This window comes from Intrasporangium sp. (assembly GCF_040414665.1).
Lineage (GTDB): Bacteria > Actinomycetota > Actinomycetes > Actinomycetales > Dermatophilaceae > Intrasporangium.
Genome location: NZ_JBEDUL010000064.1, coordinates 100,926 through 121,263 on the forward strand (window position 1 = coordinate 100,926; position 20,338 = coordinate 121,263).

Annotated in this window: 24 protein-coding genes and 4 tRNA genes; 18 read left to right on the forward strand and 10 right to left on the reverse strand. The window is 69.5% G+C overall.

The window, feature by feature from the left end; all coding sequences use genetic code 11:
- Window positions 1-4: 4 nt before the first annotated feature.
- On the reverse strand, window positions 5-385 hold the full coding sequence (locus tag ABF401_RS07380; RefSeq protein ID WP_353508892.1) for a DUF1707 SHOCT-like domain-containing protein: 381 nt from the start codon (window positions 383-385) through the stop codon (window positions 5-7).
- Window positions 386-415: 30 nt separating this feature from the next.
- Window positions 416-835, reverse strand: a complete 420-nt coding sequence (msrB, locus tag ABF401_RS07385) for a peptide-methionine (R)-S-oxide reductase MsrB (RefSeq protein ID WP_353508893.1) — start codon at window positions 833-835, stop codon at window positions 416-418.
- A 105-nt stretch (window positions 836-940) separates the two neighbouring features.
- Here msrB and ABF401_RS07390 point away from each other — a divergent pair, with 105 nt between their 5' ends.
- Window positions 941-2,188 (forward strand): alpha/beta hydrolase family protein, encoded by a 1,248-nt coding sequence (locus ABF401_RS07390; RefSeq protein ID WP_353508894.1) that lies wholly within the window; start codon window positions 941-943, stop codon window positions 2,186-2,188.
- Here the strand turns inward: ABF401_RS07390 and ABF401_RS07395 are convergent.
- Entirely contained in the window at window positions 2,160-2,903 is a 744-nt protein-coding gene (locus ABF401_RS07395) for a dihydrofolate reductase family protein (RefSeq protein ID WP_353508895.1), read from the reverse strand. The two genes, ABF401_RS07390 and ABF401_RS07395, sit on opposite strands and share 29 nt — an antisense overlap.
- Window positions 2,904-2,965: 62 nt before the next feature.
- Here ABF401_RS07395 and ABF401_RS07400 point away from each other — a divergent pair, with 62 nt between their 5' ends.
- The gene (locus ABF401_RS07400; RefSeq protein ID WP_353508896.1) at window positions 2,966-3,883 is read left to right on the forward strand and encodes a PPK2 family polyphosphate kinase; all 918 of its coding nucleotides are present in this window, start codon (window positions 2,966-2,968) and stop codon (window positions 3,881-3,883) included.
- Between the two features lie 12 nt (window positions 3,884-3,895).
- Here ABF401_RS07400 and ABF401_RS07405 read toward each other — a convergent pair whose 3' ends face one another.
- Window positions 3,896-5,533 carry an acyl-CoA dehydrogenase family protein gene (locus tag ABF401_RS07405; protein WP_353508897.1) on the reverse strand — a complete coding sequence of 546 codons (1,638 nt, stop codon included), beginning with the start codon at window positions 5,531-5,533 and terminating at the stop codon, window positions 3,896-3,898.
- Window positions 5,534-5,567: 34 nt separating this feature from the next.
- Between ABF401_RS07405 and ABF401_RS07410 the strand changes: the two genes are divergently transcribed.
- From ABF401_RS07410 to ABF401_RS07425, 4 genes are all read left to right on the forward strand, one after another.
- Window positions 5,568-6,680, forward strand: a complete 1,113-nt coding sequence (locus tag ABF401_RS07410; protein ID WP_353508898.1) for a YihY/virulence factor BrkB family protein — start codon at window positions 5,568-5,570, stop codon at window positions 6,678-6,680.
- Between the two features lie 78 nt (window positions 6,681-6,758).
- Window positions 6,759-6,831 (forward strand) — tRNA-Gly (locus ABF401_RS07415).
- A 37-nt stretch (window positions 6,832-6,868) separates the two neighbouring features.
- Window positions 6,869-6,939, forward strand: a tRNA-Cys gene (locus ABF401_RS07420).
- Window positions 6,940-6,956: 17 nt separating this feature from the next.
- A tRNA-Val gene (locus tag ABF401_RS07425) sits at window positions 6,957-7,031 on the forward strand.
- Between the two features lie 85 nt (window positions 7,032-7,116).
- On the opposite strand, the gene ABF401_RS07430 is transcribed toward ABF401_RS07425, so the two are convergent.
- From ABF401_RS07430 to ABF401_RS07440, 3 genes are all read right to left on the reverse strand, one after another.
- A complete protein-coding gene (locus ABF401_RS07430; RefSeq protein WP_353508899.1) occupies window positions 7,117-7,503 on the reverse strand; it encodes an SHOCT domain-containing protein in 387 nt (128 codons plus the stop codon).
- A 119-nt stretch (window positions 7,504-7,622) separates the two neighbouring features.
- On the reverse strand, window positions 7,623-7,853 hold the full coding sequence (locus ABF401_RS07435) for a DUF8691 family protein (protein ID WP_353508900.1): 231 nt from the start codon (window positions 7,851-7,853) through the stop codon (window positions 7,623-7,625).
- A 91-nt stretch (window positions 7,854-7,944) separates the two neighbouring features.
- The gene (locus ABF401_RS07440) at window positions 7,945-10,503 is read right to left on the reverse strand and encodes a winged helix-turn-helix domain-containing protein (protein WP_353508901.1); all 2,559 of its coding nucleotides are present in this window, start codon (window positions 10,501-10,503) and stop codon (window positions 7,945-7,947) included.
- A gap of 163 nt (window positions 10,504-10,666) precedes the next feature.
- Between ABF401_RS07440 and ABF401_RS07445 the strand changes: the two genes are divergently transcribed.
- From ABF401_RS07445 to ABF401_RS07455, 3 genes are all read left to right on the forward strand, one after another.
- The gene (locus ABF401_RS07445) at window positions 10,667-10,900 is read left to right on the forward strand and encodes a DUF8691 family protein (protein ID WP_353508902.1); all 234 of its coding nucleotides are present in this window, start codon (window positions 10,667-10,669) and stop codon (window positions 10,898-10,900) included.
- A 117-nt stretch (window positions 10,901-11,017) separates the two neighbouring features.
- The gene (locus ABF401_RS07450; protein ID WP_353508903.1) at window positions 11,018-11,470 is read left to right on the forward strand and encodes a DUF6325 family protein; all 453 of its coding nucleotides are present in this window, start codon (window positions 11,018-11,020) and stop codon (window positions 11,468-11,470) included.
- Window positions 11,471-11,481: 11 nt separating this feature from the next.
- On the forward strand, window positions 11,482-11,805 hold the full coding sequence (locus tag ABF401_RS07455; RefSeq protein WP_353508904.1) for an SHOCT domain-containing protein: 324 nt from the start codon (window positions 11,482-11,484) through the stop codon (window positions 11,803-11,805).
- A gap of 67 nt (window positions 11,806-11,872) precedes the next feature.
- On the opposite strand, the gene ABF401_RS07460 is transcribed toward ABF401_RS07455, so the two are convergent.
- Window positions 11,873-12,715: a class II glutamine amidotransferase gene (locus ABF401_RS07460; RefSeq protein WP_353508905.1), complete on the reverse strand. Its 843-nt coding sequence runs from the start codon at window positions 12,713-12,715 to the stop codon at window positions 11,873-11,875.
- Window positions 12,716-12,800: 85 nt separating this feature from the next.
- The gene (locus ABF401_RS07465) at window positions 12,801-13,346 is read right to left on the reverse strand and encodes a hypothetical protein (RefSeq protein ID WP_353508906.1); all 546 of its coding nucleotides are present in this window, start codon (window positions 13,344-13,346) and stop codon (window positions 12,801-12,803) included.
- Between the two features lie 114 nt (window positions 13,347-13,460).
- Here ABF401_RS07465 and ligD point away from each other — a divergent pair, with 114 nt between their 5' ends.
- From ligD to ABF401_RS07510, 9 genes are all read left to right on the forward strand, one after another.
- Window positions 13,461-14,429, forward strand: coding sequence for a non-homologous end-joining DNA ligase (ligD, locus tag ABF401_RS07470; RefSeq protein ID WP_353508907.1), 969 nt, complete (start codon window positions 13,461-13,463; stop codon window positions 14,427-14,429).
- 101 nt (window positions 14,430-14,530) lie between these two features.
- Complete coding sequence (locus tag ABF401_RS07475; RefSeq protein WP_353508908.1) at window positions 14,531-15,022, forward strand: glutathione peroxidase; 492 nt, start codon at window positions 14,531-14,533, stop codon at window positions 15,020-15,022.
- A 45-nt stretch (window positions 15,023-15,067) separates the two neighbouring features.
- Window positions 15,068-16,093: a chorismate-binding protein gene (locus ABF401_RS07480; RefSeq protein ID WP_353508909.1), complete on the forward strand. Its 1,026-nt coding sequence runs from the start codon at window positions 15,068-15,070 to the stop codon at window positions 16,091-16,093.
- Window positions 16,094-16,097: 4 nt separating this feature from the next.
- The gene (locus tag ABF401_RS07485) at window positions 16,098-16,943 is read left to right on the forward strand and encodes an aminotransferase class IV (RefSeq protein ID WP_353508910.1); all 846 of its coding nucleotides are present in this window, start codon (window positions 16,098-16,100) and stop codon (window positions 16,941-16,943) included.
- The gene (locus ABF401_RS07490) at window positions 16,940-17,431 is read left to right on the forward strand and encodes a TIGR02611 family protein (protein WP_353508911.1); all 492 of its coding nucleotides are present in this window, start codon (window positions 16,940-16,942) and stop codon (window positions 17,429-17,431) included. Before ABF401_RS07485 ends, ABF401_RS07490 begins: the two co-directional genes overlap by 4 nt.
- A 53-nt stretch (window positions 17,432-17,484) precedes the next feature.
- Window positions 17,485-17,558: transfer RNA gene (locus ABF401_RS07495), tRNA-Val, on the forward strand.
- 621 nt (window positions 17,559-18,179) lie between these two features.
- Complete coding sequence (locus ABF401_RS07500; protein WP_353508912.1) at window positions 18,180-18,656, forward strand: hemerythrin domain-containing protein; 477 nt, start codon at window positions 18,180-18,182, stop codon at window positions 18,654-18,656.
- 34 nt (window positions 18,657-18,690) lie between these two features.
- Window positions 18,691-19,029, forward strand: a complete 339-nt coding sequence (locus tag ABF401_RS07505; protein ID WP_353508913.1) for a hypothetical protein — start codon at window positions 18,691-18,693, stop codon at window positions 19,027-19,029.
- On the forward strand, window positions 19,026-19,577 hold the full coding sequence (locus tag ABF401_RS07510; protein WP_353508914.1) for a flavin reductase family protein: 552 nt from the start codon (window positions 19,026-19,028) through the stop codon (window positions 19,575-19,577). Before ABF401_RS07505 ends, ABF401_RS07510 begins: the two co-directional genes overlap by 4 nt.
- Here ABF401_RS07510 and ABF401_RS07515 read toward each other — a convergent pair.
- On the reverse strand, window positions 19,533-20,234 hold the full coding sequence (locus ABF401_RS07515) for a TetR/AcrR family transcriptional regulator (protein WP_353508915.1): 702 nt from the start codon (window positions 20,232-20,234) through the stop codon (window positions 19,533-19,535). The genes ABF401_RS07510 and ABF401_RS07515 overlap by 45 nt on opposite strands.
- Window positions 20,235-20,338: the final 104 nt, after the last annotated feature.

The window sequence follows — 20,338 nt, forward strand, 5'->3', positions numbered from 1 at the left end:
CAACTCAGTCGTCGAAGACGCCCTTCGTCAGGATCGCGACGACCGGGACGAGCAGGAACCAGAGCCACTGACCGGTCCGGAAGAAGAGCAGGAGGGCGATCAACGGGGTGAGGGCCAGCACGGTGTCCCGCACTCGCTTCCCTCCGGTTCGACGCGGCTGGACCTCCGCAGCTGCGCGTCGCTCCAGCTCGGCGCCGTCGGGCCCGAGCGCCGGGAGATCGGCGAAGAGCGCGTCGAGATCGCGCCGCGTCACGGCATCAGCCGCCCGGCCCCGCCGGTCCTCGTACTCGAACGAGTCCAGCCGCCCAGCCTCGTGATGCTTGGCGAGCAGGTCCATCGCCGCCCGTCGTTCCGCGTCCCCCACCCGGAAGTCCTCGCTGCTCATGACGCGAGGATAGGCGAAGCGTCGCCCGACTCATTCAGTGGCTGGCTCGAGGCGCAGGCTGATCGAGTTGATGCAGTACCGCTGGTCGGTGGGCGTGTCATAGCCCTCACCCTCGAAGACGTGTCCGAGGTGCGATCCGCACGTCGCACAGCGCACCTCGACGCGGCGCATCCCGTGACTCAGGTCCTCGATGTACTCGACCGAGTCGCCGGCGAGCGGCGCGTAGAAGGACGGCCAGCCGCAGTGCGACTCGAACTTCGTGTCGCTGCGGAAGAGCTCGGCCCCGCACGCGCGACACGAGTAGACGCCCTGGGTCTTGGTGTCGGTGTACTCACCTCGGAACGGCGCCTCGGTGCCTGCCTGGCGCAGGACCTGGAACTCCGACGGCGTCAGTCGGGTGCGCCACTCCTCGTCGGTGTGCTGGACGGCATAGGTCTTGTCGCTCTTCATGTCCCTCCCAACGTGACCCGCGCCCCGTTTGTGCCCGTCATGGCCGGAAGGCGCCTTACGGAGACGTTACGTCGTCGCGTACCCGCCCTTTGGCACGATGTCCGGGTGAAGGTTCGTCGGCTGGTGACCCGCCCCGTGCTCATCGCGGGCGCGGCCAGTGGGGGCTCCGCGGTCGGCGCGGCGGCAGGGTCGGTCGCGGCGGCCGCTTGGTTCGCGCGGCGGTTGCTCACACCGGACGAGCTCCAGCCGGACGACGTCGCCATCGTGGCGCACGACGACGAGTCCGTCACGTTCGCCTCCGGTCCGGATCCCGACGTCCCGGGACGCTACGGCGTCTGGCTAGACGGGGGATCGGGGCACGCCCGGGTCGGGCGGATCATCGAGCGCGACGAGGCCGCTGCGACCGTCCGCCGCGAGCTCCTCGCGGTCGACCGCGGGACGCTCGGCGTCGGCCCCGCCCGCTGGAACCAGTACTACTACTGGGACCGGCCGAGCGTCAGCATGGGGCTGCCGGACGAGGAGGTCGTCGTCACATCGGACGTCGGCGCGCTACCGGGGTGGATCGTCCGGCCGGAGGGCTCGACCCCGGCCCGGGACTGGGCCGTGCTCGTCCACGGGCGTGGGGCCCGCAAGGAGGAGACACTGCGGGCCGTCCCTGTACTGCGTGCCGCGGGATGGACCTGCCTCGTCGCGGCCTACCGCAACGACCGGGACGCGCCGCGTGGCCCGGACGGCCGGTACAACCTGGGTCTCTCGGAGTGGCGCGATGTCGAGGCGGCGATCCGCACCGCGGTCGCACAAAGCGCCGAGCGCATCATCCTCTTCGGTTGGTCCATGGGCGGCGCGATCGTCCTGCAGACGCTCCGCCGCTCTCGCCACGCCGACCGCATCGTCGGGGTGTGTCTCGACTCGGCGGTCATCGACTGGGATGCGGTGCTGCGCCACCACGGCCGGCTCAACCACCTGCCCGGCCCGCTCGTACGGATGGCACGGGGCCTGATGGGTTCCAGACGCGGACGGGCGCTGGTCGGGCTCATCGAGCCGATCGACCTCGCGCACACCGACTGGGTGGCCCGGGCTGACGAGCTCGACGTGCCGATCCTGCTCATCCACTCGACCGGTGACACCGTCGTCCCGTTCGGGCCGGCCGCCGCCCTTGCTGGCCGGCGGCCGGACATCGTCCGCTTCGAGCCCTGGGAGCTGGCTCGGCACTGTCGCGAGTGGAACTACGACCCCGAGCGGTGGGAGTCGGTCGTGTCGTCCTTCGTCGCTGGGCTGCCCTGCCCGCCAGCGCCCTTGGCAGGCGCCGAGGCCTCGGAACGGTCTAGCGACGGGCGAGCCAGCGCCCCATGAGGCTGCCGTCCTGCTCGACGAGGACGGCCAGCTCCAGGTCGAGCGGTGCGGCATCGGCGGCCACCGGTCGTGGGTGGTCGCCGCCCACGAGCCGGGGGGCGATGGTGAAGCACAGCTCGTCGAGGAGACCGGCGGACAGGAACGAGGCCGTGAGGCGAGGGCCGCCCTCGGTGAGCAGGCTCGTCCAGCCGCGCGCGTGGAGGTGGCGGAGCAGCTCTGCAAGATCGACCTCAACCTCGCCGCAGACGAGAACGTGGTCGGCGCCCAGGGCTGACCGAGCGTCGCCGATCCCCGGCGCGGAGGCGCTCGTTGCGAGCAGGACGTCGCCGTGCGGCGAGTCCTTCAGCGTCGGCGGAAGGAATCCGGTTCGGCTCACGGCGATGAGGGGCAGGGCGGCACCGAGCCCGGCACGCTCTCGAATGGGCTGGAGCTCGGTGGGGACGGCGATGGCTGAGTAGCCCTCGACCCGGATCGTGCCGGCTCCCACGATGACAGCATCGCTCAGTGCACGGAGCAGCTCGAAGACAACGTGGTCGGCGTCGGTATTGATGGAGCCCGACCTGTTGTCGGGGCCGCGTGCCGCGCCGTCGAGCGTCGTCACCATGTTGCAGCGCAGCCAGGGGTCCGCTGGGACCGCGTAGGCGGCGGCGAGTCCCTCGAGGTCCAGCTCCTCGCCGGGCGTGCGGCCACCGGCACCGGGTACGAGCAAACGCATGCACCAACAGTAAGTGGCCGCGCTTCCCGCAGTGGGGCGCCCGGATCCGACAGGATGGCGACATGGGCAAGGGCAAGAAGAAGAAGGCTGACGAGAAGGTCGAGGTCGCCGAGCTCGCCGACGAGATGGTGGCCGACGGAGTCCATCCTCTCGGGGGCTTCTCGGATGCGCTCCGTGTCGAGAAGGGCTTCGTGCTCGAAGACATCGACGCCGCGTCGACTCCTGCATTCCCCGGGGACAAGATCGCCGGTAAGGCGGCCCTGCAGTCGGCGGAGGAGGAACTGGCCGACCTTCTCGAGCGGCTCTGGGCCGAGTCGACCGCCGGATCGAAGCGGGCGCTGCTCCTCGTCGTGCAGGGAATGGACACCTCCGGCAAGGGCGGCATCATGCGACACGTCGTCTCCGTCAACCCTGAGGGCGTCAAGGCCACCGGGTTCAAGGCACCGACCAAGGAGGAGCTGTCCCATGACTTCCTCTGGCGGATCGAGAAGGCGCTGCCCCAGGCCGGGCAGCTCGGAGTCTTCGACCGATCCCAGTACGAGGATGTCCTTGTCGTGCGGGTCCACGACCTCGTCCCCGAAGAGGTGTGGTCGAAGCGCTACGCGCAGATCAACGAGTTCGAGCGCCGGGTCATCGCGAGCGGCACCAAGATCGTCAAGGTGATGACCCACATCAGCAAGGACGAGCAGAAGACGCGCCTCATGGAGCGGCTCGAGCGGCCCGACAAGTACTACAAGTTCAACCCGGGCGACGTCGACGAGCGCCTCCGTTGGCGCGACTACATGGAGGCCTACCAAGCGGTCTTCGACAAGACGTCCACCGTAGGCGCGCCGTGGCACGTCGTGCCATCGGATCGCAAGTGGTACGCACGCCTCGCCGTCCAGCAGCTGCTCCTCGAGGCGTTGCGCGACATGGACCTCCAGTGGCCCAAGGCCGACTTCGACGTCGAGGCCGAGAAGAAGCGCCTCGCCGCCAGCTGAGCCCTCCGGGGTTCAGCTGATCCGGTCGAGGATGGGACCGGTGGCTCCGGCCAGGTCGGCCGGGAGGGTGCCGAAGGTGTGCCCGTGGTCCCCCTCGACCCGGCTGGCAATGAACGCATCGGCGACGGAAGGGGAGTGCTCGACGAGCAGGGCGGCCTGCACGGCGACGGCCAGCTGCTCGACGATCGAACGTGCCGTGAACGCCGCCTCCGGCGAGTCCGGCCGGAGCGAGCGTGCCTGCTCCACAGCGCGATCCGTGTGGTCGTCGAGGACCCGGCTCGCGCCGCGCACCCGGTGCAGCTCCTTGGTCAGGGCCTCGAGGCTGGCCGGCTCCCGGCTGATGGCCCGGATCACGTCCAGAGCGTTGACGTTGCCGGACCCCTCCCAGATCGAGTTGAGCGGCGCCTCCCGGTAGAGCCGTGCCAGGCCGTTCTCCTCGACGTAACCGTTTCCGCCGAGGCACTCGAGGGCCTCGGCCACCATGGGCGCGGTGCGCTTGCAGACCCAGAACTTGCCCAGGGCCACCCCGAGGCGCGCATAGTCCGACTCTCCGGTGTCGAAGGCGTGGGCGAGACGCATCGCCAGGACCGTCGCAGCCTCGGCCTCGAGCGCCAGGTCAGCGAGGACGTTGCGCATCAGCGGCTGGTCGATGAGCCGTCGGCCGAAGGCGACGCGATACCGAGCGTGGTGCACGGCTCGGCTCACCGCGTCGCGCATCGTCGCGGTGGAGCCGAGCACGCAGTCGAGCCGGGTGGCCCCGACCATGTCGATGATGGTCCGCACGCCCCGGCCCTCCTCGCCGAGCCGAGCACCCCACGTGCCCTCGAGCTCCACCTCGCTCGAGGCGTTGGAGTGGTTGCCCAGCTTGTCCTTGAGCCGCTGGAGGGCGAACGGGTTCCGGGTGCCGTCGTCCAAGGCCCTGGGCACGACGAAGCACGTCAGGCCACCGGGCGCCTGGGCCAGCATGAGGAAGACGTCGCTCATCGGGGCAGAGCAGAACCACTTGTGGCCCGTGAGCCGATAGGTGTCGCCCGGAATGGGACCGTGTGGACTCGACGTGGCCACCGTCGTGTTGGCCCGGACGTCGGAGCCGCCCTGCTTCTCCGTCATGCCCATCCCGGCGATGGCGCCCGCCTTGTCCGTGAGCGGCCGGATACCGAAGTCGTAGCTCCGACTTGCGAGCTTGGGAAGCCAGCGCGCCGCCTGCTCGGCGTCACGACGAAGAGCAGACCCAGCGGCATACGACATGGAGACGGGGCACCCGTGGCCGGCCTCGACCCGCGACCACAGCATGAAGCCGGCCGCCCGTCGGGCGTGCGCCGTGCCGGCCACGCTGGCCGTCCACGGCTCGGCCGTCAGGCCGGCGCCGACCGCTTGGGTCATGAGCCAGTGCCACGACGGATGGAACTCCACCTCGTCGATCCGGTTCCCCCGGGCGTCGTGGGTGTGGAGGATCGGCCGGTTCGCGTCGGCGAGACGGCCGTGCTCCTGGGCCTCTGCCGTCCCCGCCAGACGGCCGAGCTCCGAGAGAGAGCCGGCGTCGTCCCCCTCGACCCACCGGGAGACCGCCTCGTACAGGGCTCGGTCCGCGTCGAGGAAGTTCCCGTCGACGAACGGCTCGGCCTGGTTGGTGACCTCGTGCGTGCTCACTACTGCAGAGTAGGACGGACTAGCCTCGGGAGCGATGACGGTGAAGGCGGTCCTGTGGCGCTGGCTGGGGCGGATCCCGGGGGCGGTGCCCTTGGCTCGACTCGTGCTCGAGACGATCCGGGTCTGCCTCAGCTACCGCGTGACCGGGCTGGCCGCCGAGGGCGGCTTCTTCCTGCTGCTATCCCTTCCGCCCTTCGTGCTCGGACTCTTCGGTGGCGTCGGGTACCTCGGAAACGTCCTCGGCCCCGACGGCGTTGACCGGCTCACGGCCGCCGTCGCGCAGTATGCCTCCGGGTTCCTGACCGAGTCGAGCATTGACGACCTGCTGCTGCCGACGATCCGTGACGTGCTGCAGGGCGGACGACCGGACCTCATCTCGGTGGGGTTCCTTCTCGCGCTGTGGTCGGGATCGCGGGCGCTCAACGTCTTCGTCGACACCATCTCGATCATGTACGGCCAGGGTGATGGCCGTGGCATCCTGCACCAGCGCTTCCTCACCTTCGGCCTCTACACGCTCGGCGTGGTCGTCGCCGTCGTTCTGCTGCCGCTCGTCCTGCTCGGGCCGGCGATCATCGAGGCGTGGCTGCCCGATCGGCTCGACGTGCTGACCCTCGCCTACTGGCCGCTCGTCCTCGTGCTCTCCATCGCCGCGCTGACCACGCTGTTCCACATCGCCACCCCTCGGCGTGCGAGCTGGTGGCGCGACCTGCCAGGGGCGTTGCTCGCGCTCGCGATCTGGCTGCTCGCATCGCTGGTCGTTCGCACCTGGCTCGAGGCCTCGCTCGGCGGGTCGTCGATCTATGGGCCGCTCAGCACCCCGATCGTCCTGCTCATCTGGCTCTACGCGCTGGCGATCGCGATTCTCATCGGGGCCGGCCTCAATGCGGCCACGCGCGTCCTGTGGCCGGTCGAGCTGCGAGACGGAGCCGGTACGAAGCTCGCGACGTGGGCGGGTGGCCTGCTGGCGCGCAATGGTGGGGCGGACGCCACACGAGCCACCGTCGAGGCCGATCCGACGGAGCCGGGCCAGCGGAGCAGGGACCAGCAGTTCGCGAAGCGTGATGGGTCGCACCTCGCAGCGGCCATCGACCGGCAGCTCGCGGAGGGCGTCGGACGACCGCGTGACGAGCAGTTCCCGGAGGGCTGAGGGCGGTTTTGTATCTCCCCGATCGATCCGCTACTGTCTACCAAGCACCGAGCGGGGAGTTACACCGCTGGTGTTCCCGCGGACGTAGCTCAGTTGGTAGAGCGCAACCTTGCCAAGGTTGAGGTCGCCGGTTCGAGCCCGGTCGTCCGCTCGGAGGCACAAGGGGCAAACAGGCAGCTTGCCTTCATGGTGGAGTGGCCGAGAGGCGAGGCAGCGGCCTGCAAAGCCGCGTACACGGGTTCAAATCCCGTCTCCACCTCGGTCATCACCACAGCAGGGCGATTGGCGCAGTGGTAGCGCGCTTCCTTGACACGGAAGAGGTCACTGGTTCAAACCCAGTATCGCCCACCAGACGGACCACAGCCGCTGAGCACGAGAACGTGCTCAGCGGCTCCTTCTTTGTGCGGACGACTGAGGCGCCCGCTCTGAGAGGTGGTCAGCCGAGGGCCTTGGCCTTGATCTGGGCGAACTCGTCGGGGGAGATCGCGCCGTTGTCGAGGAGCGACTTCGCCTGGGACAGCTGGTCGACGGTCGTAGCCGACGAGGTCCCCGCCACGTTGCGGATGTAGTCCTGTTGCTCGGCCATGTACTGCCGGTTCTGCTCCATCGCGCGCTCTGCCATGCCCTGCCCGCGGACGATCACGTAGATGAGCGCTGCGAGGAGCGGGAGGATGAAGAGCGCTATGACCCAGACCACCTTGGCGAACCCGCCGAGCTCTTTGTCACGGAAGAGGTCCGTGAAGATGTGGAAGAGCATCATCAGGTAGGCCACGAAGAAGAAGGACCAGACAAGCAGCCAGAAGAAGTCCCAGAAGTCGTTCATCGTGCGCCTTTCCTCTCAGTGCCTCGATGCGTCGCAGTCGAGGGGCATCACCTGTGCCACGACCCACGGTCCTCCGTCGCTCGGATCCCGCCATCGCCCTTTTCGGGGGATATCGGCGCTCACTGGTCGGGCTCGCCTGCGGGCGGCCTGCCGAGCGGCTCCTCGATGAGCAGCGTCGACACGATCTCCAGCCCAAGGGCAGTCAGGGCGGCGAGCACACCGACCAGTTCCTGGCTGTCGTGCACCTTGGCCGTCAGCGTGGTCTGTGTCCCATCGCTGTCGGACCACACCGCATACGGCCAGATGTCGCGCTCATCCACTTCGCCTGCAACGACAACGATGGCGTGCATACCGACCAGCCTCGTCTGGACAGGACTTCAGGTCCCGAGCAGCATGCCCGCCTCGTCGCATCGGCCGCGTCACTCCTTGGGGAGGACTTGGTCAGTACAGCTCGAGCTCTGCGGCACGACGGATGGCGGCCCTGCGACTGCTGACCCCGAGCTTCTGGTAGATGTGCGCGATGTGGGTCTTGGCCGTGTGCAGCGAGATGTACTCGGCCTCGGCGATCTCCGCGTTGGTGAGGTTGGTCGTGAGGTACTGCAGGATGACCCGTTCCCGCTCGGTGAGCCGGTCTGCCGTTCCCGCCCGGTGATGGTGTCGTCCCTCGGTCATCCGCCCCAGCACCTGGGTCACGACCGTGGGGTGCGCGGTGCCGTGGCGCAGGTGGGCCTTGAGCAGCTCGGCCAGATCGTCACCGGCACCGAGGAACGGGCCGTAGAGCCGGTCCGGCTCGGCCACGGCGAGAGCGCGCTCGAGGGGAGCATGTGCGTCGGAACTGCCCAGCGCCAACAGGGCTTCGGCCTCGGTACAGCGAGAGAGGCACTCGACGTGCACGAATGTCGTCGCTGTCCGGACGCGATCGAGCTCGGCGAGTGCCTCGGTCGGACGTCCGGCCTGCAGGAGCACCTTCGCGCGGCGGGCAGCCGACAGCGGGAACTCCGGCTCAGCCGGGGGCCGGATGGCGAGCGCCACCGCCTCACGCGTCCTCCCCTCGGCCATGAGCACCGACCCCTCGAGTCCTGCCAGCATGGACGGCCAGGTGGGCGACTGCAGCCCAGACTCGACCATGGTCCTGATCTCCGTCGCAGCGCGCCGTGCGCCCCGGACGTCGCCCAGCGCCAGGCAGGTCGACGTGAGGACGTTCAGGGTGAGACCCCGCAGCTCCCAGTCGAAGGGGACCATCATGGACAGGCTGCGCTCCAGCTGGCTTCGCGCGTCGCTCAGGTTCCCCCGCCAGTAGTCGAACCAGCCGAGATACGTCACGGCGGGGGCGAGCGTCACCAGGCCCACCCACCCTCGTTCGTTCGCTCGTGCCAGGACCTCGACGGCGAGGTCCCGCACGTCGCCGAGGTGGCCCTCGGCGATCGCGGGGATGCATGACTCGGCCAGCGCCGTCAGCTCGAGAGCGAGCAGCCCACTGTCGTGCGCGGTCGCGGCGGAGGACCGCAACATCTCGAGGCTCAGCTCGGCAGGGTTCTCGAGTCTGGCCTCGGCCATGCCGACGAACATCTGGACGGAGGCCCGGACGGCAGGATCTGGCCGCTGGTGGCTCCGCTCGAACCTCTCCAGCAACGCCGTTCCCGAACCGACCGCGGCTCCCAGTCCCCGGTCGTAGCCCGTGCAGAACAGCTCGACGAGGGCCATGCGGTCCTCGAACCCGGCCCGGTCCGACTGCGGGAGCAGGTCCCGGAGCGCACGCGCTGCGGTGATCGCCGACCGGGCATCGTCGATCCGGCCACGCTGCATGGAGATCAGTGCCTTGGCGAGGTGCGCCTCGCTGACGTGCGGTGATGCCTCGGGCACCTGGTCGATGCACGCGAGGACGGCATCGCTTCGCCCTTGCAGGATGAGCTCCAGCCACCGGGCCGCGAAGATCCGCGAGGCCAGCGCACCGTCCCCGGCCGCCACGGCATGTCTGATCGCCGTCGGGGCGTCGACGGAGGTCCACCATGCCGCCGCTGCAGCGTGCAGCTCCGTGGCCCGCTCGGGGTGGTCGGCGATGAGGCGTCGGCGCATGTGCGCCGCGAAGAGGGGGTGCCAGTGGTACCAGGCCTCGCTCGCGGTGACGTCGTCCCGGGAGCGGAAGAGCCCGTCAGCCAGGCACTTCTCGAGGAGCACCTCGGCGTTGTGCGTCTGCCTGATCTCGTCGATGAGCGTCGCGCAGACGTGGTCGTCGAGGCAGCTCTCCAGGACGAAGCTCCTGACGTCGTCGGTGAGTGATGCGAGCACCTCGATCGCCAGGTAGTCGGCCAACGCCTGATCGCGGCGCAGGTAGGTCGGGACATTGGGTCGTGGGCCGTGCCGGCTCGCCGCCAGGATCGCCATCCGCACACCGGCCGGCCAACCCCCCGTCGCCCGGTGGATGGAGTCGACGATCTCCGGGTCGAGGCTGAGCCCGGCAGCCCGCACCGCCTCGGCCGACTCCTCGGGACTGAAGGCGAGCTCGTCGTGCGCGAGGTAAGCGAGCCGGTCGTCGAGGCGCAGTCGCTGGAGTCGAAGCGGAGGCAGGACGCGCGCTGCAATGGCGACGCGCATGTTGGCGGGCGCCCACCGGAGCACGTGGTCGATCACCTGCGTGGACGAATCCGACCGGACGAGATGTTGGACGTCGTCGAGGACGAGCGTGAGCGGCACCCCCGCCTCGTAGAGCACCTCGAGGAGCGAGTCGACCAGCGTCAGCGGTTCGGCTCGGAGCGCCGGAGCCCGCAGCGACGCCAGAGTCGCGTCGAGCGCGTCCACGCCGGTCAGGCTTGCGGCGGTCATCAGGTCGGAGACCAGACGCACTGGATCCCGGTCCGTGTCGTCGACGGTCAGCCACAACGTCGCGCCACCGTCCTGGAGCTGCGGTGCGACCGCGCCGAGAAGCGTCGACTTGCCGTAGCCGGCCATCCCCGCCAGCACGACGACCGGCCGACTGTGCAGGAGTGGTGCCAGGCGCACGCGTTCGATGGTCCCCGGAGCAGGGGAGGGGGTGGTCATCCGAGCGTGACGTGGCCCAACCATGTCATCCCTGTCGACGGATGTGCGAGGACCCTGACGCCTCCACAGTAGATACCTGTTGCCCCGCCGGAGACCGTTTCTCGGTTTTCCGTACGGAAGGCGTGTGCCTGTGTACGAGATCGTTCTTGACGGTGAACTGGCTGCGGACTTCGTGGACGCCAGCCTCCCCTTCGAGCGCCATGACAGCCATGGAGCGACGATTCTGAGTGTGCCCACACTCGACCCCGCTGCCCTCGCCGCCACGCTGGAGGTCCTCGAGTCGCTCGGTATCGGCGTGACGGCCATCCGGCCAGTGGGCGACACCGGCTCGCATCGCGGCACCGCCGGCCCGGAGTAGCTGACAGCTCTTACCCCCTGCCCATCACCGCCGCTCATCCTCGATGGGTGATGTGCCGACAACAGCGTCCAGCGAATGTCGAGGTACGAGCGCGCCCAGCCGTCAAGGAGGCAGGACATGAGTGTCAACGCCGATGTCGGTCCAATCGACTACCTCGCCCTGGAGTTTCCAGGCGCCCGACTCACGGGGGAGGGGCTGTCCATACTCGTCGACCTCGTCGACCGCGGGATCATCCGCATCCTCGACATGAGGGCAATGGTCCGTGGCGACGACGGAGCGGTCACCGCCATGGCGATCAGCGATCTCGACGGGGACGGCACCCTCGACCTGGCCATCTTCGATGGTGTCGAGTCCGACCTGCTCGACGACGAGGACCTCGAGAAGGCGGCCGAGCTGGTGGGCCCGGGAAACGCCGCCGCGCTCCTCGTCTACGAGAACACGTGGGCCGGCCCCTTCGTGTCGGCCATGCGCCGGGCCGGCGCCGAGGTCGTGGCCAGCGGCCGCATCCCGGCTGACGCGGTCCACGAGCGCCTCGAAGCCCTCGAGACATCGGCGACCGGAGCCGAGTAAAGGAGCACAACATGGGACTCATCGGTGGCATGGCACGGACAGCCGTGGTTGCCGGCACCGCGACGGCCGTCTCCAACCGCGTGTCGCGTCGGCAGGCAGGGCGCTGGGCAGCGCAGGAGCAGCAGCAGGCGCCGCAGTACGCACCCGCGCCGCAGTACGCACCCCCTCCCGAGCCACAGTACGCACCTCCGCCCGAGCCGCAGTACGCGCCGGCGGCCGCGCCCGACCCGGACGCCGACCTCGCACGGCTCAAGCAGCTCGGCGACCTGCGCGCCGCGGGAGTCCTGACCGAGCAGGAGTTCCAGGCTCAGAAGGCGCGTCTGCTGGGTATGTAGGCCCGGGCCTGCCGCCGTTCGGCGGCAGGCGACCACCCGGTCGGGTCCAACCCGGACGACCGGTGGATCACGCCACGCGAACCGGCCTGATCGGCACGAATGGCCGGATCTCGTCGGCACCCGGCTGGATGATCCCGCACGACGACTCGGGCACCTCGCGCCAGGCGCCCGGAAGGTCTCCGAGTGGCTCCGAGACGACAAGGCGCGTCTCGTCGCCCAGCGTCCGGAGCAGCTCCAGGTCGGGATACAGGCTGCGCAGCTGTGTCACGTCCGTCGAGTGGAACAGCGTGCGGCTCTGATGCTGCGACGAGTATCGGAACACCCACACCGACTTCCCGTCGCTCGTCGCCATCGTCGCCTGGACCGGGTTGGCGACGCCGCGGCGCTCGGCGAGGTCCTCGACGAAGCCGACGGCGCGGGCCACCCCATCAATGGGGTCGGCCTCGAGGCCGAAGGTCAGGGCGAGGAAGAAGAGCGCCTCCGAGTCGGTCGATCCCTCGATGTCCGGGTACAGCGAGGGGTCCACCGCGAACAGCAGATCACGCTTCAGCTCATGGAAGCCCGAGAGCGCCCCGTTGTGCATCCACAGCCAGTCGCCGTGACGGAACGGATGACAGTTGCTGCGTTGCACAGGAGTCCCCGTCGACGCGCGCACGTGGGCGAACAGCAGTGGCGTCTGCACCTGCGAGGTCAGTTCACGGAGGTTCGCATCGCTCCAGGCCGGATCCACGCTCTTGAAGACCGCGGGCTGCTGGCGATCGCCGTACCAACCGATCCCGAACCCGTCGCCGTTCGTCGTGGTCGCCCCCATGCGTGAGTGCAGGCTCTGCTCGATCAGCGAGTACTTGGGCTTGAAGAGGAGGTCCTCGACGAGAATCGGTCCACCTGAGTACACCATCCAACGACACATGTGCTCAGGCAAGCACCGCAACCGGTCGCCGTCATCACGTCCCGGGGGTGATCTTCTGCCGGCCCGACCGCCAGTGAGGCGAACGTCAGCACACGAGCGAGGTGATGCCCTGTGCGCTCTCGGAGCCGCTGCGGAGCAGCTTGCCCCAGCCCTGGGTGCAGAAGCTGACGGTCCGCGCGGGCACGGAGTACGTCAGGCGCTGCCGGTTGTCGCCGACGGCATAGCCTCGCGTGTCACCCCCGCCGCCGACGACGATTCCCGTCTGGGCGCGGTAGCCGAAGCCGAGCGCGTGGTACTGCTCCCACACGTAGACGGACGAGAAGTTCATCCAGGCCGACCCGGCGGAGTCCCAGCACCAGCCGATGTACTGCCGCACGGTGAAGGCGTTCATGCCCTTGTCCCGTACGACCTTGCTCGAACCGAGCTCTCGAATGTTGGAGCAGTTGACCTTGGTCAGGTTCGTGGTCATGTCTGACGTGGGGGCAGCACTCGAGCCGGCGGGCGCTGCCTCGGGTGCGGCTGTGGCTGCGGCCGGGGACGCCGACGCAGCCGTGCCGGAGGCGAAGGCAGTCATCAGGGCGGTCAGGGCGACAGCCAGGACGGACACGGTGAAGCGATGGAGGGACGACATTGTGGCTCCTGCTCGGTGGTCAGTCCGACGACAGTACGACGGGTCGCGGAGTTCGGCAGCCCGAAACCGTCCTGACCCGCGGTAGCGTCCACGGACCGGAATAGGGTGGGACCCATGGCCGCCGCGTCCAGCAAGACCCCAGCCATGGTGCTCGACGTGGACGGCTTTGATGTCCGCCTGACGAACCCGGACCGGGTCTACTTCTCCGAGCGCGGCGAGACCAAGCTCGAGCTGGCCAACTACTACCTGTCGGTGGGTCCCGGGATCGTCAACGCGCTCCGCGACCGGCCGTGCATGCTCCACCGGTTCCCCAAGGGCGTCGAGGGGGACAAGGTCCACCAGAAACGGCTCCCGGCCGGGGCGCCTCCGTGGGTCGAGACCGTGCGCCTCCATTTCCCGCGCTACGGCCTGCACGCCGACGAGCTCTGTGTCCAGCGGCTGGCCGACGTCATCTGGGCGGTGCAGATGTCGACGGTGGAGTTCCACCCGTGGAACTCCCGACGGGCCGACACGGAGAAGCCCGACGAGTGGCGGATCGACCTCGACCCGATGCCGAGGTGCGGCTATGACAGGGTGCGTCGGGCGGCTCACGTCGCCCACGAGATCCTCGAGGAGCTCGGCGCTGTCGGCTGGCCCAAGACGTCTGGGGGACGGGGCATGCACGTCTACGTGCGGATCAAGCCGGAGCACGGCTTCCAGCAGGTCCGCCGCGCCGCCCTCGCCTTCGCGCGTGAGGTCGAGCGGCGGCTGCCCGACGACGTCACGACCGCCTGGTGGCGCAAGGACCGCTCGCCCGAGGACCTCTTCGTCGACTACAACCAGAACGCCCGGGACCACACGATTGCGGCCGCCTACAGCGTCCGGGGGAACCGGCGGGGGACGGTCTCGGCGCCCATCGCCTGGGGCGAGGTCGACGACTCGGTGCCCGACGACTTCACGATCGAGACCATGCCCGAGCGGTTCGCGCGTCTCGGGGACCTCCATGCGGGCATCGACGACGCCGTCTTCGACATCGCCGCGCTCCTCGACTGGGCCGAGCGTGACGAGCGCGAAGGAAAGGACTCGCCTCCCGAGGAGGAATAAGTCGTATGCCGCTGGGCTTGCTCCTCACGGAGGGTGGCCCACGTGCCACCGCCGTCCACGACAGACGCCAGGACAACCCACCTTCACCACCAGGAGGACTCGTGACAGCTCTCGGCGACTTCACCGCCACGACGATCGACGGCACGGAGCAGTCACTCTCCGACTACTCCGGGGACGTGGTGCTCGTCGTCAACACGGCGAGCGAGTGCGGGTTCACCCCACAGTTCGCCGGGCTCGAGCAGCTCTGGGAGACCTACCGAGACCAGGGATTCACCATCATCGGCTTCCCGTGCAACCAGTTCGGCGGTCAGGACCCGGGGACCAACGAGGAGATCGGCGCCTTCTGCCAGAAGAACTACGGCGTGACCTTCCCGATGATGTCCAAGGTCGACGTCAACGGCGACGACACCCACCCGGTGTGGAAGTGGTTGAAGTCGGAGAAGGGCGGCCTCGTCGGCGACCGGATCAAGTGGAACTTCACGAAGTTCCTCGTCGGCCGGGACGGGCACGTCATCGGTCGCTACGCGCCCCAGGCCGAGCCGCGCAGCCTCACGGAGGACATCGAGAAGGCGCTCGCGACCGAGCGCCGCTGAACGCCACCGAACGCCACTGAGCGGCCGCGACCCTACGATCTGCGGGTGGACCACGCCCGATTCGGCGACCGCTGCGCGCGGGTGGTCATTGACGTCCGGCGGGGAGACGATGCCCTGGACGCCATCTCCCGCGACGGGTTCTGGGCTGTCGTGGCCACCTTCGAGGGAGAGGTCACGGCCATCCGCTTCGCGGAGGTGGACGCGGGTGAACCAGCCCCGCGGGTGGTGGACTGGTCGCCGCTCGATCGGCACTGGGCGAGCTCACTGAGCTCAGCGGCATACGTCAAGGCGGTGGAGGAGGTCCGGCGGCGGATCGCCGACGGTACGGTCTACCAGGTCAACGTCTGCCGCGTCCTCAGCCACCCCCTCGACGACGACGCCGATCTCGACGGGCTCGACGTCCTGCTGCGTCGGGGCAACCCCGCCCCCCACGGCTCGCGGATCAGGTGCGCGGCGGCGGGGGTGGACGTCGTCAGCGCGTCGCCCGAGCTCTTCCTCGCGCGTCGGGACGGACGGCTCGTCACCAGGCCGATCAAGGGCACGGCGGCGACGAGGGACCAGATGCTGCCCAAGGACCACGCCGAGAACGTCATGATCGTCGACCTCATGCGCAACGACCTCTCGGGCGTCTGCGACGCGGGCACCGTGCGGGTGGACGCGCTCTGTGCGTTCGAGGACCACCCGGGCCTCGTCCATCTCGTCTCGACCGTGAGCGGCCGGGTTCGGGACGGCGTGACCTGGCGCGACGTGTTCGCGGCCACCTTCCCGCCAGGTTCGGTCTCGGGGGCGCCGAAGTCGAGCGCCCTGACGGCGATCACGGACCTCGAGGCCTCGCCGCGTGGGCCGTACTGCGGCGCCATCGGGTGGGTGGACGCCGACACCGACTCGGCCGAGCTCGCCGTGGGCATCCGGACGTTCTGGGCGGAGCGCGACGTGGCGGGTCGGCGCTGGCTCCGGTTCGGGACGGGCGCCGGCATCACGTGGCACTCCGATCCCGCCGCCGAGTGGACCGAGACCGAGCTCAAGGCGGCCCGGCTGATCGGGCTCGCCGCCGGCACTGTGACACCATGACGGCATGAGCGGCAGCCTTCCTCGCGTCTGGGTCAACGGCGACCTCGTCGACCCGACCGAACCCTCCATCGCGGCGCTCGACCACGCCGTCACGGTCGGCGACGGGGTCTTCGAGACAGCCAAGATCGACCGCGGACTACCCTTCGCGCTCGCCCGGCACCACGCCCGGCTCGAGCGGTCCGCAGCGGGCCTCGGGTTGCCGGCCATCGACCTGGCCAGCGTCGGAAAGGGCATCGACGCCGTGCTCGACTGCGACCCGATCGACTTCGGTCGCCTCCGCTACAGCGTGACCGGCGGCATCGGCCCACTCGGCTCGGACCGCGCCGTGGGCGAGCTGACCTACATCGTCGTCGCCGCTCCCCAGGCCAGGCCACCCGCCTCTGGCAAGGTGACCGTCGTCCCGTGGACACGCAACGAGCGCTCGGCGGTCGCCGGACTCAAGACCACGTCGTACGCCGAGAATGTCGTCGCCCTCGCCCGGGCCAAGGAGGTCGGCGCCCTGGAGGCGGTCTTCGGCAACACGCGCGGCGAGCTCTGCGAGTGCACCGGCAGCAATGTCTTCGTCGTCGTCGGCGGCGAGGTGCTGACGCCCCCGGAGGACTCCGGCCTCCTCGCGGGCATCACCAGGGAGCTCGTGCTCGAGTGGGCAGCGGAGGCGGGCGTCCCGATCCGGGAGAAGGCCCTGCCGCTCGAGGTGCTGGACACCGCGGACGAGGTCTTCATCACGAGCTCGACCAAGGACGTGCTTCCCGTCCACGCGGTCGACGACCGGAAACTGCCCATCGGGCCCGTGACAGCCCGGCTGCGCAACCTGTTCCGCTCACGGGCAGCACAGGACCTCGACCCGTGACCAGCGGTAGCGAAGCGGAGGCCACGGAGGGGGAGACGGGCGTGTCGGTCATCGACTACTCCGACCGGAACGTCACCCTCGACGCGCACGAGGACCGGTGGGCCTGGCGCGCCCGGCTGCGACGCAACCCGGCCACGCATCTGGCCTGGCGCACCGCCGTGGGGGTCGTCGGGTCCGTCGTCACCGTCGGTGGGCTCATCATGGTGCCGGCGCCGGGGCCGGGCTGGGCTGTCGTCATCCTCGGTCTCGTCATCCTCGCCAGCGAGTTCGAGTTCGCCCAACGGTGGCTCGACTTCGTCAAGCACCGCGTGCAGCTGTGGAACCGGTGGATCATGTCGCAGCCGATGTGGATCCGGTTCCTCGTCGGGTTGGCCACCCTGCTGCTCGTCTGGGCGGTCCTCTGGCTGACGTTCGTCGTCATGGGCGTGCCTGCGTGGACGCCGGACTGGGCCGAGCAGCAGCTCGCCCGGCTTCCCGGAGTCGACTAGCGTCGATTAGGGCGCCCGGCTGCCGAGCCGCTATTGTTTCCGAGCACCAACCCGGACGTGTAGCTCAGTTGGTTAGAGCGTTCGCTTCACACGCGAGAGGTCAGGGGTTCGAGTCCCTTCACGTCCACCTCACCCAAACAACCTCTGAACTGCGACAACGCAGGATCAGGGGTTGTTTCGCATGTGGCGCCGGTCCTCCGCGTCATCACTGACGCGCATGCGACCCGGGCAGAAGCGCAATACGACCGTGCGCCCTCGCCTTACGACAGCACCAACTGCACCCCCGGACCAGACGGTTCGGGGGTGCTGTTATGGTCTCGAGCGATCGGCACGGACGGCCGCCCCGCGCTCGACAGTGGGCTGCGGTGAACGAGGGGTGGACCGCATGAGAACCAAGGCCTTCACCGCGTTGCTCGTCGCGCTGCTCGCCGGCGCTGTCGTGGGCGTCGTCCTGGTCGACGAGCTAGTGGTCGGGATCTGACAACTCCTCGCGGGCTTGAGCGCCGATGAGACGGCGGCCACTCCTGGGGTCCCGAACCCGCTCACGAACTCGCTGCAGGGCACGGCTGACTGCGGTCAGGGGTTGGCGGTGGCTCCCGCGATGCCTGCCCGCCCGGTCGCGGCGCACGACCTCGTAGAGCCTCATGTCCCCGGCTTGGGTGCCCCTCCTGGCACAGCGCAGGGTTCGCCTCCGGCGCCGACCGGTGGGCTGGTTGGGTCATAGACTGCCCGCCAGGAGGCGATTCCGATGCAGGAGACCCTGACGGCGGCGCTCGAGCGCGAGCACCAGGAGATCGACGCCGGTCTGGAGGCCTTCGTCGCCGGGCTGGACAGCGGTGAGCTGCGCGGTGGCGAGCTGGACCGGGCGGCGGAAGCGCTGCGCCGGCACATCTACCTCGAGGAGGAGTTCCTCTTCCCGCCCTTGCGCGCAGGCGGGATGGTGCCGCCCGTCCTCGTCATGCTGAGGGAGCACGGCCAGATCTGGCGCACGCTCCAGGCTCTCGAGCTCGAGGTGGGCCCGGGTCCGGCGGCGGGCACCGCGCGGGACCGGTGCAGGAGCCTGCTGGCGCAGCTCGCGAGCCACAACGCCAAGGAAGAGCCGATCATCTACCCGCAGGGTGATGCGGTCCTCAGCGATCGGGCCAAGGCTGAGCTCCGCGAATTCATCGACAATGGCCGTATGCCGTCGGACTGGGTCTGCGAGCAGGCGCGCTCCCGCGGCTGATGACGAAAGGCAGGTGGTGGGCATGGAGGCGACGGTGAGCAGCCTTTTCATCTATCCCGACTCGGAGTCGCCCGCCCAGGAGCTCGACGCGGTCGAGATCACGCCGACGGGTCCACAGGGCAACCGGGCGAAGAAGCATGCCGTCCACATCGTCTCGGCGGAGGAGTACGTCGAGACCCATCCCAAGGCCAACATCGTCCTCGACGTCGCCCCGGACGTGCTCGTCTCGCTCGTGGGCTCCGTCGTGCGCCTCGGCGAGTGCACCCTGGCGGTCACCAAGAAGCCCGAGCAGTGCGCCGGCGTGTACGCCGACGTGGTCGAGCCCGGTGCGGTGTCAGTCGACGACCGTCTGCTCGTCGCGGCGGACGAGTGACGATCCACTCGAGCCATCCCTTCGAGCCGGACGCGACGGACCGGGAACCGATCCGCCGTTTCCGCGGCCGGGTCGGCGGGGCCGTGTCGCTCTGGACCGCCGGCCAGGGCAGAGACCGGGCAGGCCTCACCGTGACGTCCATGCTCGTCGCGGCCGGGGACCCGGCTCGGGTGATCGTGCTGCTCCACCCCGACGCCGATTTGTTGGAGCGTCTCGAGGAGACCTCGGCTGCAGTCGTCTCGCTGCTGACGTGGCGACACCGGGAGCTCGCGGACGTGTTTGCCGGTCGGTTCCCCGCACCCGGTGGCCCGTTCAGGTTGGGGGAGTGGCAGCAGACGGAGTGGGGCCCCCGCCTGACGTCCGCTCCCTCCTGGCTCGGCGTGCGGGCCGATTCGCGGTCGCGTCGTGGTGTCGGATGGTCGGTCCTGCTCGAGTCGGTCGTCGAGCACGTAGAGGTCGGCGAAGACACCGAGGGCACCGAGGGCACGGAGGGGACCGAGAGCTCAGCGCCGCTCTTCCACCGCCGTGGTCGCTACGTCAGGCTGTGACAACAGGACGGGCGCCAGCCCGTGCCACGCGAGCTCGGTCAGGGACTCGACGAGCTCGTCCCGGGGCGCCCTCACGGGGGAGGCGAGCCACTCGTCGGCGACGGCCTGGACCGCCCCGACCAGGGCCACCGCCCGGACTCGCCACGTCGCCGGGCCGATGTCGCCCTCGGGGGAGGACGCCTCGAGGAGCCGGGCCAGCTGCTCGGTCACGTGGCCGACCGTGGCGCCGACCGGGTCGTCCGCCAGCGGGCGGTCGACCATGGGCCGGTTGACCACGAACCGGTAGAGGTCCGTGTCCGACTCGACGAGGGCGAGGTAGGCGTCAACGGTCGACGAGATCAACTCGCGCGGGTTCGTGCCCGTGGTGCTCGACCTCTGGAGGGCTGCCACGACGTCGCCGACGACGCGCTGGTCGACCCGCTCGACGACGGCCCGGTAGAGCCCCGCCCGGTCCTCGAAGTGCCGGTAGATGACGGTCTTGCTGGTGGCCGCCTCGGCCGCGATGTCGTCCATGCCCACTCCGGCGCCGTGCCGGCGGATGGCCCGGATGGTCGAGTCGACGAGGCTGGCGCGGCGCTCCTCACGATGCCGAACCCAGCGCACCGACCGGCCGTCGGCGACCGTCGGTGGGCCTCCCGGGGGCGAGGCATCAGTCATGAAGGGAAACTAACAGGTACTCGCTGTATCGACTACTGCGGGTTTCGGTTATCTTGATCTGCAGGCGGGCCCCGACGGCCCCGTGTCCGGACGACCCAGGAGAG

Bases quoted from the DNA above. Each gene is read 5' to 3' on its own strand.
- msrB (WP_353508893.1), bottom strand. From the start codon at position 835: ATGAAGAGCGACAAGACCTATGCCGTCCAGCACACCGACGAGGAGTGG.
- ABF401_RS07435 (WP_353508900.1), bottom strand. From the start codon at position 7,853: ATGCACGCCATCGTTGTCGTTGCAGGCGAAGTGGATGAGCGCGACATC.
- ABF401_RS07500 (WP_353508912.1), top strand. From the start codon at position 18,180: ATGCAGGAGACCCTGACGGCGGCGCTCGAGCGCGAGCACCAGGAGATC.
- ligD (WP_353508907.1), top strand. From the start codon at position 13,461: ATGGCCGCCGCGTCCAGCAAGACCCCAGCCATGGTGCTCGACGTGGAC.
- ABF401_RS07430 (WP_353508899.1), bottom strand. From the start codon at position 7,503: ATGAACGACTTCTGGGACTTCTTCTGGCTGCTTGTCTGGTCCTTCTTC.
- ABF401_RS07455 (WP_353508904.1), top strand. From the start codon at position 11,482: ATGGGACTCATCGGTGGCATGGCACGGACAGCCGTGGTTGCCGGCACC.
- ABF401_RS07400 (WP_353508896.1), top strand. From the start codon at position 2,966: ATGGGCAAGGGCAAGAAGAAGAAGGCTGACGAGAAGGTCGAGGTCGCC.
- ABF401_RS07485 (WP_353508910.1), top strand. From the start codon at position 16,098: ATGAGCGGCAGCCTTCCTCGCGTCTGGGTCAACGGCGACCTCGTCGAC.
- ABF401_RS07410 (WP_353508898.1), top strand. From the start codon at position 5,568: ATGACGGTGAAGGCGGTCCTGTGGCGCTGGCTGGGGCGGATCCCGGGG.
- ABF401_RS07450 (WP_353508903.1), top strand. From the start codon at position 11,018: ATGAGTGTCAACGCCGATGTCGGTCCAATCGACTACCTCGCCCTGGAG.
- ABF401_RS07465 (WP_353508906.1), bottom strand. From the start codon at position 13,346: ATGTCGTCCCTCCATCGCTTCACCGTGTCCGTCCTGGCTGTCGCCCTG.
- ABF401_RS07395 (WP_353508895.1), bottom strand. From the start codon at position 2,903: ATGCGTTTGCTCGTACCCGGTGCCGGTGGCCGCACGCCCGGCGAGGAG.
- ABF401_RS07515 (WP_353508915.1), bottom strand. From the start codon at position 20,234: ATGACTGATGCCTCGCCCCCGGGAGGCCCACCGACGGTCGCCGACGGC.
- ABF401_RS07380 (WP_353508892.1), bottom strand. From the start codon at position 385: ATGAGCAGCGAGGACTTCCGGGTGGGGGACGCGGAACGACGGGCGGCG.
- ABF401_RS07460 (WP_353508905.1), bottom strand. From the start codon at position 12,715: ATGTGTCGTTGGATGGTGTACTCAGGTGGACCGATTCTCGTCGAGGAC.